The 13,725-nt window shown below is 41.4% G+C and carries 14 protein-coding genes; 7 read left to right on the forward strand and 7 right to left on the reverse strand.

Features of this window, described 5'->3' with window-relative positions:
• Nucleotides 1-73: 73 nt before the first annotated feature.
• From rpoD to GFH30_RS09610, 6 genes are all read left to right on the forward strand, one after another.
• Nucleotides 74-1,954, forward strand: coding sequence for an RNA polymerase sigma factor RpoD (gene rpoD / locus GFH30_RS09585; protein ID WP_153372118.1), 1,881 nt, complete (start codon nt 74-76; stop codon nt 1,952-1,954).
• A 126-nt stretch (nt 1,955-2,080) separates the two neighbouring features.
• Entirely contained in the window at nt 2,081-2,368 is a 288-nt protein-coding gene (locus tag GFH30_RS09590) for a YbeD family protein (protein WP_153373435.1), read from the forward strand.
• Nucleotides 2,369-2,507: 139 nt separating this feature from the next.
• Nucleotides 2,508-3,167, forward strand: coding sequence for a lipoyl(octanoyl) transferase LipB (lipB, locus tag GFH30_RS09595; protein WP_153372121.1), 660 nt, complete (start codon nt 2,508-2,510; stop codon nt 3,165-3,167).
• A 75-nt stretch (nt 3,168-3,242) separates the two neighbouring features.
• A complete protein-coding gene (locus tag GFH30_RS09600; RefSeq protein ID WP_153372123.1) occupies nt 3,243-3,776 on the forward strand; it encodes a hypothetical protein in 534 nt (177 codons plus the stop codon).
• Between the two features lie 2 nt (nt 3,777-3,778).
• The gene (locus GFH30_RS09605) at nt 3,779-4,963 is read left to right on the forward strand and encodes an iron-containing alcohol dehydrogenase (RefSeq protein ID WP_153372125.1); all 1,185 of its coding nucleotides are present in this window, start codon (nt 3,779-3,781) and stop codon (nt 4,961-4,963) included.
• Between the two features lie 257 nt (nt 4,964-5,220).
• Nucleotides 5,221-6,609 carry an APC family permease gene (locus GFH30_RS09610; protein WP_153372126.1) on the forward strand — a complete coding sequence of 463 codons (1,389 nt, stop codon included), beginning with the start codon at nt 5,221-5,223 and terminating at the stop codon, nt 6,607-6,609.
• 65 nt (nt 6,610-6,674) lie between these two features.
• On the opposite strand, the gene GFH30_RS09615 is transcribed toward GFH30_RS09610, so the two are convergent.
• From GFH30_RS09615 to rplU, 7 genes are all read right to left on the reverse strand, one after another.
• Nucleotides 6,675-7,031, reverse strand: a complete 357-nt coding sequence (locus GFH30_RS09615; protein WP_153373437.1) for a hypothetical protein — start codon at nt 7,029-7,031, stop codon at nt 6,675-6,677.
• A gap of 203 nt (nt 7,032-7,234) precedes the next feature.
• Nucleotides 7,235-7,714 (reverse strand): tRNA (cytidine(34)-2'-O)-methyltransferase, encoded by a 480-nt coding sequence (locus GFH30_RS09620; RefSeq protein ID WP_153372128.1) that lies wholly within the window; start codon nt 7,712-7,714, stop codon nt 7,235-7,237.
• Between the two features lie 31 nt (nt 7,715-7,745).
• Nucleotides 7,746-9,119, reverse strand: a complete 1,374-nt coding sequence (cysG, locus tag GFH30_RS09625) for a siroheme synthase CysG (RefSeq protein WP_153372130.1) — start codon at nt 9,117-9,119, stop codon at nt 7,746-7,748.
• A 114-nt stretch (nt 9,120-9,233) separates the two neighbouring features.
• On the reverse strand, nt 9,234-10,505 hold the full coding sequence (serS, locus tag GFH30_RS09630) for a serine--tRNA ligase (RefSeq protein ID WP_153372132.1): 1,272 nt from the start codon (nt 10,503-10,505) through the stop codon (nt 9,234-9,236).
• Nucleotides 10,506-10,790: 285 nt separating this feature from the next.
• Entirely contained in the window at nt 10,791-11,489 is a 699-nt protein-coding gene (lolA, locus tag GFH30_RS09635) for an outer membrane lipoprotein chaperone LolA (protein WP_153372134.1), read from the reverse strand.
• A 214-nt stretch (nt 11,490-11,703) separates the two neighbouring features.
• Nucleotides 11,704-11,958: a 50S ribosomal protein L27 gene (gene rpmA, locus GFH30_RS09640; protein ID WP_005097774.1), complete on the reverse strand. Its 255-nt coding sequence runs from the start codon at nt 11,956-11,958 to the stop codon at nt 11,704-11,706.
• 19 nt (nt 11,959-11,977) lie between these two features.
• Entirely contained in the window at nt 11,978-12,289 is a 312-nt protein-coding gene (gene rplU, locus GFH30_RS09645) for a 50S ribosomal protein L21 (protein WP_068911959.1), read from the reverse strand.
• A gap of 444 nt (nt 12,290-12,733) precedes the next feature.
• Here rplU and sdsA point away from each other — a divergent pair, with 444 nt between their 5' ends.
• Nucleotides 12,734-13,711 carry an All-trans-nonaprenyl-diphosphate synthase gene (gene sdsA / locus GFH30_RS09650; protein WP_153372136.1) on the forward strand — a complete coding sequence of 326 codons (978 nt, stop codon included), beginning with the start codon at nt 12,734-12,736 and terminating at the stop codon, nt 13,709-13,711.
• The last annotated feature ends 14 nt before the right edge of the window (nt 13,712-13,725 follow it).

The raw sequence follows: 13,725 nt of genomic DNA on the forward strand, positions 1-13,725 counted from the left end.
TTTAATGAGATGAATCGTGCAATGATTGTACGGTTTTTTTTACTGCCACAGATTCAACGAAGAGTAAGCAAAGATGAGCGATATGACTTCCCCTACTTCTCAAGTAGCGGCTCTGATTAGCCGAGGCAAAGAACAAGGTTACTTAACCTTCGCTGAGGTTAACGATCATCTCCCGGACTCGATCACAGAAAGCGAACAGATTGAAGATATCATTCAAATGTTGAATGACGTCGGTATTCCCGTACACGATCGCGCACCTGAATCTGATGATACGATGTTCGAGGACACTGCAGAAGCTGCCGATGAAGTTGCAGAAGAAGAAGCTGCAGCAGTACTTGCATCGGTAGAAAACGAACCAGGTCGTACCACTGACCCTGTCCGCATGTATATGCGTGAAATGGGTACAGTTGAACTTTTAACCCGTGAAGGCGAAATTAGCATTGCAAAACGTATCGAAGAAGGTATTCGTGACGTTTTGCATTCGATTGCATATTGGCCAAACGCGGTTGAAGTGGTTCTACAAGAATATAAAGATTATGAAGCAGGCGAACGCCGTTTAGCCGATATTCTTTCAGGCTACCTTGACCCTGAATCAAATGATCCAATTCCTGAAGTTTTAGAAGAAGAAGCAGAAATTGTTGTTGAAGCAACCACTGCTAAATCAGCGAAAGATGTGAAATTGGACGATGACGAAGAAGAAGAAGCTGATTCTGATGATGATTCAGAAGCGGATTCTGGTCCAGATCCTGAAATTGCGAAAGCACGTTTCACTGAACTTGCGAATGCGTGGAAAAATACCCGTACTGTATTTGAAAAACACGGTCGTAACAGCAAACAAGGCGAAGAAGCACTTCAAGCACTTGCAACTGTGTTCATGATGTTTAAATTTACTCCACGTTTATTTGAAATCATTTCAGAAATGATTCGTGGTACTCATGATCAAATTCGTGGTGCTGAACGTGAAGTGATGCGCTATGCAGTACGTCGTGGTCGTATGGATCGTACGCAATTCCGTACTTCTTTCCCAGGTCAAGAGTCAAATCCAGCTTGGTTAGAAGAACAAATTGCTAAAGCGCCTGCCGATCAAAAAGTGTATTTAGAAAAAGTTCGTCCTGATGTACTTGCGTTCCAACAAAAGATTGCCGATATCGAAAAAGAATTGGGTCTGACGGTTAAAGACATCAAGGACATTGCGAAACGTATGGCGGTTGGTGAAGCGAAAGCGCGCCGTGCCAAAAAAGAAATGGTTGAAGCAAACTTACGTCTGGTCATTTCGATTGCGAAAAAATACACCAACCGTGGTCTGCAATTCCTCGACTTGATTCAAGAAGGTAACATCGGCTTGATGAAAGCGGTGGACAAGTTTGAATACCGTCGTGGTTATAAATTCTCGACCTATGCGACTTGGTGGATTCGTCAGGCGATCACGCGTTCGATTGCCGATCAGGCGCGTACGATTCGTATTCCAGTACATATGATCGAAACGATTAACAAGATCAACCGTGTATCGCGTCAACTTCTTCAAGAAATGGGTCGTGAACCGACACCTGAAGAATTGGGCGAACGTTTAGAAATGGACGAAGTCAAAGTACGTAAAGTACTTAAGATTGCGAAAGAACCTATTTCGATGGAAACACCGATTGGTGATGATGAAGATTCGCATCTTGGCGACTTTATCGAAGATGGTAACATTACCTCTCCGATTGATGCTGCGACCTCTGAAGGCTTAAAAGAAGCAACTCGTGAAGTGTTAGAGAACTTAACTGAACGTGAAGCGAAAGTCTTGAAAATGCGTTTTGGTATTGATATGCCAACCGACCATACTTTGGAAGAAGTCGGTAAACAATTTGACGTGACACGTGAACGTATTCGTCAGATTGAAGCAAAAGCATTACGCAAACTTCGTCACCCATCTCGTTCTGAACATTTACGTTCATTCCTTGAGAATGACTAATCTATCCATAGGATAATACTGGCTTGAATATGGGGGGCACTCCCCCATAATATGAGCATGTAGCAATTAAAACAAAATACCTGCATATAGCAGGTATTTTTAATGAAGAGGTGTCCTATGACTGACATGACGAATCGCATGCCATCACGCGAATTACAAGAACATCTTTGGGTGTTCCCGATGGACTATCCAATTAAATTGATTGGTCTTGCCGGCAATGAACTTCGCCAAGCGGTGAATGATATTTTTGTGAAACATTTCCCAGAATTTGACGGCAGCACCATGACAGTAACGCCTTCTCGCACAGGTAAATATCATTCTGTGACTGCGAATTTACGCTTTGAAGAACTTGAACAAGTTCATGCCGTTTATGCCGACCTTGCAGCATGCCCACTGATTAAGACTGCTCTTTAAGAGTACAAAAAAACACGCTTTCGAGCGTGTTTTTTTCTGCCTAAAGATTGCATATAAAAACCTTCAATATCTCTCCCCTATCTACACGCTAAAATCATTATAATAAAAACATTGCAATCATTTACTAAGGACACTGTTTGTGACTGATGTGGCTCAAAAACCGTCATTGATTATTCGTCAATATAATGCGCTTACAGCTTATGAAGACCGTTTTTTAGAGATGAAACAATTCACCGAAACGCGTGATGAGCACACCCCTGACGAATTATGGATTTTGCAACATCATGATGTACTGACTCAAGGTCAAGCCGGCAAGCCTGAGCACATTCTTATTCCATCTAACATTCCTGTGGTACAGACTGACCGTGGTGGTCAAGTCACTTGGCATGGACCGGGTCAATTGGTCACGTACTTTATGTTTGATTTAAATCGTTTGGGCTGGAATGTGCGCACACTGGTGTCATATGCTGAAAATTTAATGATTGAACTACTTAAAAAATATAATATCGATGCCTATGCCAAAGCTGATGCACCCGGTGTTTATGTTGCAGAGCGTAAAATCGGTTCGCTTGGTTTTAAAATTCGTAAAGGTCGCAGTTACCACGGATTATCGTTAAATATTGATTGCGATTTGCATGGTTTCCATACCATTAACCCATGTGGTTATGCAGGACTAGAAATGGTAAGAATCAATGACCTTGTTCAGCCAGCGCCAAAATTTACAGACCTATGCGCTGAAATTATTGAAACTTTAAACAACAGCGGTTACTTTAAAGATGTAAAGGTTGAGCAAAGATAAAGGCTTTGCTTTTTAATAATAAATAAATTAGAGTATTTACTCTAAATACATAATACTGAAGATAGGGATCATCACGTGATTGCACCTAAATCCGTAAAACCCGCTTTGCAACTGGCCTATGTCAAACTCATGATGGACGTGATTGGCAGAGGCTTAGCGATGGCAAGTCAAGTCGATGACGAAATCAAACGTGAAGTGGCAGCATTCCCTGCCAACTTCACCCTTTCAATGAATGTTTTCCCCAATGGCCCTGCATTTATTGCACGCGTGACTGAAAACAAGCAATTGGAATTGGTCAAACATCTCCATCAGAAACCAGATTTGACCATTACCTTTAAGCATTTGCATCATGCATTTTTGGTTTTTTCTTTTCAGGAAAGTACTTCTCAAGCCTTTGCCAATGACCGTATGATTGCCAATGGCGATATTTCATTTGCGATTCGCTTAGTGCGCTGCCTAAACAAGATGGAAGCGTTAATTTTGCCAAAACTGGTTGCAGAATTAGCCGTCAAAGAGTATCCGCAAAATTTAAGCTTAAAAGAAAAATTAATGGGTGCGAGTAATATTTACCTAAAAGTCGCACAATCATATTTAAAAGGGAGTGTTTAACCATGGCGAAGCCTTATTACGAATTTTTCTGTCCCGTTAAAGTTATTGCAGGACACGCTGCGCTTGAACACATTCCATTTGAACTTTCAACTTTAGGGGCGAAACGTCCGCTCATTATTACCGACAAAGGTGTACGTTCAAATAACTTACTTGCTCCGATTGAAGCGGCATTTGAAAATACAGATGTCGAGATTGGTTTTATCTTTGATGATGTTCCACCTGATTCAAGCTTAGAAACAGTTCGTAAAGCTGCCGAGCTTTATCGTCAGCACAACTGTGATGCTATTTTAGCTGTGGGCGGTGGTTCAGTGATTGATACCTCTAAAGCCACCAATATTTTGGTCTCTGAAGGCGGTGATGACTTACTAAAATATTCTGGTGCGCATAACCTACCGAAACCACTCAAACCATTTTTTGTGATTCCAACGACTTCAGGTACAGGCTCAGAAGTAACCATGGTTGCGGTGGTCTCGGACACTGAAAAAAATCTAAAAATGCCATTTGCATCGTATTACTTGATGCCACATGCGGCAATTTTAGACCCGCGTATGACCCAAACCTTACCACCGCATTTAACTGCAATGACGGCGATGGATGCGATGACGCATGCCGTAGAAGCTTATACCTGTATGGCAGCCAATCCTATCTCAGATGCCTATGCAACAGCGGCTGTGAAAAAAGTCAGCGAAAATCTATTCAAAGTTTTAGACAATCCAACCGACGCACAAGGTCGCTTAGAACTCGCACAAGCCTCTACAATGGCGGGTATTGCCTTCTCAAACTCGATGGTGGGCTTGGTTCATTCATTGGGTCATGCTTTAGGTGCAGTCGCACATTTGCCACACGGACTCTGCATGAACCTATTCTTGCCTTATGTGCTTGAATACAACAAAGCAGTCAATGGCGATAAAATTGCAGATTTACTGCTTCCTTTAGCGGGTGCGGATCTTTTTGCACAGACGCCTGCGCATTTACGTGCTGACAAAGCAATTGCGAGCATTGCCGCGATGCGTGATCGTATTTATGCACTCACCAAATTACCGCGCACGTTAAGTGAAACTGGCAAAGTCACTGAAGCACAATTTGATGAAATTGCAGAAAAAGCCTTGAATGATGGTTCAATCATTTACAACCCGAAAGAAGCCACTTTAGACGATTTAAAATCTATCTTAAAAAAAGCTTGGTAATTACTGAAAAATAAGCCAATATAGCGAAAATTTTAGCCTGATGTTTTTTTAAACATCGGGCTTTTATCTTGCATAAGATTGCAAATTAAATTTGGCATATTTTATGCAACCTAGAAATTCAAAATCTTGCTGGTAAAAAGCGTGTTTTTCAAGTAAATTGGCGCGCTTTTACTTAAAAACTAGGGGGGATCGTTCGTCTCAAACGATCCTTATTCGATCTGACTGATCCTTGATCAACGATTAAGAGGATAACGCCGTTGACTAATATCACTGGGACTCAATCGGCAGCTAAACTGCAAAAAACGCTAGGTCTCTGGCACATTATCATTATTGGTTTAGCTTACATTCAACCAATGACTTTATTTGATACATTTGGCTTAGTATCAGAAGAAAGTCATTTTCACGTTCCTACTTCGTACATTATTGCCCTCATTGCAATTTTGTTCACCTCGATTAGTTATGGTCATATGATCCGTCGCTACCCATCTTCGGGTTCAGCGTATACCTATGCCCAAAAATCCATTCACCCCAACGTGGGCTTCATGGTAGGTTGGTCATCTTGGTTGGATTATTTATTATCGCCAATGGTGAATATCATCCTTGCGGTAATTTACTTAGAAGCATTATTCCCTGACGTGAATCACTGGGTATGGGTGATTGTACTGACTGCATTCATGACAGGTATTAACTTACGCGGGGCGCGTTTTGTCGCGAACTTCAACAGCCTGATTGTATTGGTGCAGTTGATCGTGATTGGTGTATTCACTTGGTTGGTCTACAGCAAGCTTCAAGCAGGTTACAACGCTGATGGCGTGATTAGCCCAGAGGCTGCATCTCAGTTATGGAGCTTAGAGCCGTTTTGGAATAGCTTGACTGAAGTTGGTCCACTGATTACAGGTGCAACGTTACTGTGCTTCTCATTCACAGGCTTTGACTCACTTAGCTCACTGGCTGAAGAAACCAAAGATACTGAAAAAACCCTGCCTAAAGCGATTTTCTTAACTGCTTTAATTGCAGGTGTGATCTTTATTATTAGTACTTACTTTATGCAGTTATACTTCCCTTCTGCACCTGGTAATTACTTTAAAAATATTGCAGAAACTCAGCCTGAGATCTTACTTTTGGTGGGTGGTTCATTATTCCAAGCCTATGTACTTGGCTTCGCAATTGTGACCGTTATGGCATCTGGTATTTCGGCACATGCGGGCGTATCACGTTTAATGTATGTGATGGGTCGTGATGGCGTGATCAATAAAAAGATCTTTGGTCATATCAGTCCAAAAAGCTTCACACCGTCTTACAACATCTTAATTGTAGGCGTAGTTGCTTTGACTGCAGGCTTTATGGATCTAGACATCGTGATTTCGATGATCAGTTTCGGTGCATTGACTGCCTTTACTTTCGTTAACTTATCGGTCATTTCACGTTATGCATTACGTGATGGACGTACCAAAACAGCGAAAGATATCTTTAGCTTCATTGTGATTCCATTACTGGGCTTTATCAGTATTTTCGCAATGTGGGTTGAGATTGAAGCAACTGCATTGAAATTCGGTTTATGGTGGGCAATGTTTGGTATTTTATACTTAGGTTATAAAACCAAAGGCTTTAAGCACCCTGCACCACAGCATAATGAATTTGAATAAAATTCAGTCGTGTTGATGTTAAAAAAGGCGCTAAATGCGCCTTTTTTAATATTTAAATTTCAAGCTTAATGTAGACGACAATCAAACCCCATTTTGGTATCCACAATATTATTTTCATAGCCCAAGGCTTCAATAAAGAGATGTCGATTTTCTAAGAGTTTTTGATCTTCGACATTCAGACGTGCTTTGTTTTTCTGTGCCATGTTATAGGTGTCATTGACCACCCCTTGGAAAATATTACACACTTCCTGACGCTTAGGCTGTTTGAGTTGGCGCCCATGCCATGACCATTCAAAATCTTCTCTTTTTAATGTCTTGCCCCAATCTTCAATGCTCGTATTGAGCCGCTGCTGCATTTCCTGCAAACCTTGTTGAATCTCAGCTTTGCTAAAAGGTTGCACTTCTGGCACGACTTTTGGCATCTCAATCGGTGCTTTAGTTTCCTCAGCATGCGCAAACAAACTCAGCGTACAAGCTAGACTGCAGACTAAAATTCGCATTTCCCTCTTTCCTTTTCTTCTCTATTTCCTCTTTATACCGAATAACTTCTTGAAATCAAAACAATATGCTTACCTCGTTACATAAATAAAAAAACCACCCGAAGGTGGCTTTTAACAAGTCATATTTATTTCAATTCTTGGAAATCTTGCTGACGCCAAGCTTCATATAAAATGACCGCAGTCGCATTCGAAAGATTCAAACTACGTGAATTGGCTGCCATCGGCAAACGAATCCAATGCTCTTTTGGGAACATCATGCGCACATCTTCAGGTAAACCACGGGTTTCAGGCCCCATCAACAACGCAACAGGACGATTAAGATTCGAAGTATGCGGTGTTTCAAAACCTTTGGTGGTGAGTGGATAAATGGCATCTTTACTAATGCCTTCACTTTCTAAATGTGCAACACAGTCAGCGAAGTTTTCCCACACTTTCATGTGTGCCCATTCGTGATAGTCTAAACCTGCACGACGTAATTTTTTATCATCCAAATCAAAAGCCAACGGCTTGACGAGATGAAGTTGTGCCCCAGTGTTTGCACACAGACGAATGATATTACCTGTGTTTGCAGGAATTTCAGGCTCGTATAAGACAACATGGATCACAGGATTTCTCAACTTGTATAAATGCAGCAGCTTAGAGCCACTGTAATTGTTCACGTAAACGTACCACCTCACCAATAATGGTTAAGGTCGGTGCATGGATTTGATGTTCAGTTACTTTAGAGGCGATATCGGCTAATGTACCCACCACGACTTTTTGCTCTGGGGTCGTCCCTTTCGAGATAAGTGCGACAGGCATATTCGGTCGTTGACCATGAGCAATGAGTTTTTCACAGATTTTCTCTAATCCGACCAAGCCCATATATAACACCAAGGTTTGGTTTTCATAGACTAACTCATGCCAAGGCAGTTCAGGTGAACCTTCCTTTAAATGCCCTGTTAGGAAACGGACACTTTGCGCATAATCACGATGCGTTAACGGAATACCCGCATAAGCTGAACAGCCTGATGCTGCGGTAATCCCCGGCACGACTTGGAATGCTACGCCTGCTTCAAACAACTCTTGAATTTCTTCGCCACCACGTCCAAAGATAAACGGATCGCCGCCTTTTAGACGACAAACGCGTTTGCCTTCATGGGCATATTTAACCAATAACGCATTAATCCCTTCTTGGGGTACGGCATGATTGGAGCGTGCTTTACCAACATAGATCTTTTCGGCATCGCGTCGGCATAAATCCATAATTGGTTGAGAGACTAAACGATCGTAAATAATGACATCCGCTTGTTGCATTAAGCGTAATGCTTTAAGCGTCAAGAGTTCAGGATCACCCGGTCCCGCACCGACCAAATAAACTTCACCTTTTGGTTTTTGCCATTCAATTAAGGCTTGCTCGATCAGTTGATCGGCTTCAGCAATATGGTCATTAAACACCTGCTCTTTTAAGGGACTGGCATACAAGTCTTCCCAAAAAATACGGCGTTCATCTGGATTAGCGATTTTGGCTTTGACTCGACTACGCCATTTTCCAGAAAATTCAGCAAGCTTACCCATGCCTTGCGGGACAGCAGCTTCTAATTGGGTACGGATTTGACGGGCTAAAACGGGCGAAGCACCATTGGTTGCAATGGACACCACAAGCGGTGAACGATCGACAATAGCAGGTACCATAAAGCGGCAATGCGGTGGATCATCAACACTATTGACCAACACATTTTCAGCTTCACATGCTTCAAAGACCTGTTGATTGGTTTTAGCATCATCAGTTGCTGCAATAACTAAACGATAAGAGCGGAGTTGAAGTGTTGTATCAAAAGAAATCTTTAAATATTGACCTTGCGTTTGCTCAACAATATTCAATAATTCAGCTTCAATCTCAGGAGATACCACTGAAATAATTGCGCCAGCTTTTTGGAGTAACAGCGCTTTACGGTAGGCAATACGACCACCGCCAACAATCAGACAAGGTTGCTGCTGCAACTTTAAAGAGATCGGAAAAATATCCACGATATAGCCTCAAATAATGTACTGACTGTGCAAATTTAAGGGTCTATTGTCAATTTAACTTATTTTGTAAAACAAGCTAAAGACAACAGACCCTATTCAAATCAACCAATAAACTTAGTCGATGAAGGTCAAACCGCCCATGTATGGACGTAACACTTCAGGAATCTCAATCGAGCCATCGGCACGTTGATAGTTTTCCATTACCGCAAGTAAAGTACGACCTACAGCCAAACCTGAACCATTCAAGGTATGCACAAATTCAGTTTTCTTTTGGTCTGCGCGGTAACGTGCTTTCATACGACGCGCTTGGAAATCACCCATGCATGAGCATGAAGAAATTTCACGATAAGTATTTTGGCTTGGCACCCATACTTCTAAATCATAGGTTTTCACTGCGCCAAAGCCCATATCTCCACCACATAAAATGATTTTACGATATGGTAGACCTAAGGCTTGCAAAATACCTTCAGCATGACCCGTTAATTCTTCTAAGGCTTGCATAGAGGTTTCAGGTTTTACAATCTGAACCATCTCTACTTTATCAAACTGATGTTGACGAATCAGACCACGTGTATCACGACCATAAGAACCTGCTTCACTACGGAAACATGGTGTATGCGCTGCATATTTCAATGGTAGACGTTGTGGGTCGATAATTTCATCACGCACAAAGTTGGTTACAGGCACTTCAGCCGTTGGAATTAGGTAAAATTCTTTTTCGCCTTGAAGTTTGAATAAGTCTTCTTCAAATTTAGGTAGCTGACCTGTGCCACGTAAGCTATCTGCATTGACCAAATATGGCACATAAGCTTCAGTGTAACCATTTTTATCGGTATGCGTATCAAGCATAAACTGAGTAATGGCACGTTGTAGACGCGCTAGAGGGCCTTTTAAAACACTGAAACGTGAACCTGTAAGTTTGGTCGCTGTCTCAAATTCCAAACCACCCATCATTTCGCCAAGGTCAGTATGGTCTTTGATTTCAAAATCGAAAGTACGTGGTGTACCCCATTTTAAAATTTCAACATTGTCACTTTCATCTTTACCATGCGGCACAGATTCATCTGGTAAATTCGGAATAGACAATGATTTTTCTTCTAGTTCCGCTTGAAGCTGTGCTAGCTCAGCTTCAGCTGCTTTAATTTCGTCACCAATGGCAGACATACGCGCCATGATCTCAGAGGCATCGCCACCTGATTTTTTGATTTGACCCACTTGTTTCGCACCAGCATTACGCTCCGCTTGCAAGGATTCAGTTTTAGATTGAATGTCTTTGCGACGCGCTTCAAGCGATGCCCATTCTTCTACATTAAGTTGGACACCACGTTTTGCCAAGGCTAAATTTACAGCCTCAATATTATTTCTGAGTAATTTCGGGTCGATCATAGCCAATCTTTGGTTAAGAAAAAAACTGGCTATAGTGTAAGCTTTTCATCGCTAAAAATACAGCCTTCACAGCAATAGCTGCGCCTTATTAGAACAATAGCGAATGGATATTGGTATTTCAAAATCTTCTTATTTTTAAGCGTAAAGGAGAGAAATATTGATTGCTTCATTCTATTTATACAAAGCAACCTGAATGCCGATCAACCCTTCTCGCAAGCAATAAAAAAGGGCAACTAAAATCTAGTCGCCCTTTACGCTCCATCAGTCCAACGTATTCATCAACGCTTATTGATCAATAATATCCGTACCTTTTGGCGGAGTGAAGTTAAAAGTCGATGCCGCAAGCGTTGGATTCACTTTGACATTACTAAAGTTAATATACGTGGTTTGACCCAATGAATCCTGTAAAATCATTAAGCTTGGCGCTTTATTCGCACCAAAACTAATGGTTAAGCTTTCAAACACACCATCTGGTTTTTTTGGATACAAGGTGTAATAGGTTTTGGCTTTATTCGGCTGTGTCACACGATACGATTTCATGATTTCACTGGTATTACCCGATAACAACAGTGCCGGCGTATTTGCCACTTGATCATCTAGGCTTTGACGTACCGCTTGTTGTAAGTCTGGATCATAAATCCATACTGTTTTACCCGAAGTTGCAATGGTTTGCTTTGATGGTGATGAAGTTTCCCAATAGAACTTACCTGGACGCGCCACTTTCATGGTGCCCTTAAAGGTGTGATTCATGTGCTGTGAACCCAAACCTTTCTTTTGAACAGCTTTAGGATTGGTCACTTTCGTGGTTTGTTCAAAGTTTGCGCTTAAGCTACGAATATTGGTTAAGTGTTTAACAAGGTTCGCAGTTGCTTGTTGCTCCGATGCCGCAACAGTCGCAGCAAATACAGTTGTCGTCATTACAGGTGCTGCAAGTGTTGCTGCGCCAAGTGCAATTGCACAAACAGTTTTACGAAGCATATTCATACTTTCACCTTTTATATTTGCATCATTGCAATGTTTATCATTGTTTTATCTTAAACCAAATTGAAATCGCAAAATGCGAGAAAATAAGATGTTTTGTATGCTTATTTATGCAAAATGTCGGATTTTATCCATCATGATGAAGAACATAGCGAATGATAAGAAAAATACAGTGCTAAAAAAACCCGCTATAAAGCGGGCTTTTTTCTATTTCAGCTTACGCTTCAACAGATACGTAGCGACGACCGAATTGGCCTTTCACTTCGAATTTGATTACGCCGTCAGCAGTCGCAAACAAAGTATGGTCACGGCCCATACCTACGTTTTGACCAGCGTGGAATTCAGTACCACGTTGACGAACGATAATGTTACCAGCAGTCACAGATTGACCGCCGTACATTTTAACACCTAACATTTTAGGATTCGAGTCACGACCGTTTTTAGTCGAACCACCGGCTTTTTTAGTTGCCATGTCTATTTACTCCTCGTAATTAGCCTGAAATAGCTGTAATTTTCAACTCAGTGAACCATTGACGGTGACCTTGTTGTTTACGATAGTGTTTACGACGACGCATTTTGATGATGCGGATTTTGTCGTGACGACCATGGCTAACTACTTCAGCAGTTACAGTAGCACCAGCAACAACTGGAGCACCGATTTGAATGCTTTCACCGTTAACAAGCATCAACACGTCATCAAACGTAATTGTTGAGCCAGTTTCAGCTTTCAATAATTCTACTTTAAGGGTTTCACCCTCAACTACACGGTGTTGTTTACCACCGCTTTGGATTACTGCGTACATATTGTACTCCAAACAAGCCCGTGTCGTCGTGCCGATAAAGGAAGATATCGATCTTAAGACGTACGCCACTGGGGATATATAAGGGCGAGGATTTTAAGGGATAATCAAAAAAACAACAAGCCATTTTAGCTAAATAATATCGTTCTATACTGTCTAACAGATAAGCAGTAAAATTAATTAAATAAAATCAGATATTCACATTTCAAAGATCAACAAAAAGCAACATTGTTTTTTATTTGGTTTGGTTTAGTATTTTGCACAAAATAATTCAGCGCTCGAGATGAGATAAAGAAGGCGATTTCATGAGAATCATCTTAAAAATACATCCGAATAAACCTTAAAACCTGATTTTAAGGATTGTTTGTGCATTTCTTCTCTTACACAACTGTTATAAATTGTTAAACTAAGATTTGAGATTTACCGACCATAGAGGCTTCCTTTCACATGACCATCGACTTTAAGCAAGATATTCTCGCGCCTGTTGCTCACGACTTTGCTGCGATGGACACATTTATTAACGAAGGTATCACCTCAAAAGTGGCATTGGTGATGGCAGTCAGTAAACATGTGGTCGAAGCTGGCGGTAAACGTATGCGCCCAATTATGTGCTTACTTGCGGCAAAAGCTTGTGGTGCAGATGATTTAGAACGTCATCGTAAGCTTGCAGCGATTATTGAAATGCTGCATACCGCAACATTGGTCCATGATGATGTGGTCGATGAATCGAATTTACGCCGTGGTCGTCCTACAGCGAATGCAACGTGGAATAATCAAACTGCTGTTTTGGTCGGCGATTTCCTCATTTCACGTGCCTTCGATTTACTGGTCGATCTCGACAGTAAAGTATTACTGAAAGATTTCTCGACTGGTACGTGTGAGATTGCGGAAGGTGAAGTCTTACAATTGCAAGCGCAACATCAACCGGACACGACTGAAGAAACCTATTTAAGTATTATTCATGGTAAGACTTCTCGCCTATTTGAATTGGCGACTGAAGGCGCTGCTATTTTATCTGGCACTGAACAATATCGTGAACCGCTGCGTTTATTTGCCGGTCACTTTGGTAATGCCTTCCAAATTATTGATGACATTTTAGATTACACCTCGGATGCAGACACCTTAGGTAAAAATATTGGCGATGATTTAATGGAAGGTAAACCGACCTTGCCTTTAATCGCAGCCATGAAAAACACTTCAGGCACTGACTTTGATTTGGTACGTAAAAGTATTGCCACTGGCGGCACTGAACATTTAAGTGATGTGATTCGTATTGTAAATGCATCAGGTGCTTTGGATTATTGCCGTCAACGTGCGACCGAAGAAACTGAAGCAGCAATTGCTGCCGTGAACCAACTTCCAGATTCAGAATATCGCCAAGCGCTCATTAATTTGGCTAAACTTGCCCTTCATCGTATTCAATAAAAGTAAAACTTGCC

The organism is Acinetobacter wanghuae (genome assembly GCF_009557235.1).
Lineage (GTDB): Bacteria > Pseudomonadota > Gammaproteobacteria > Pseudomonadales > Moraxellaceae > Acinetobacter > Acinetobacter wanghuae.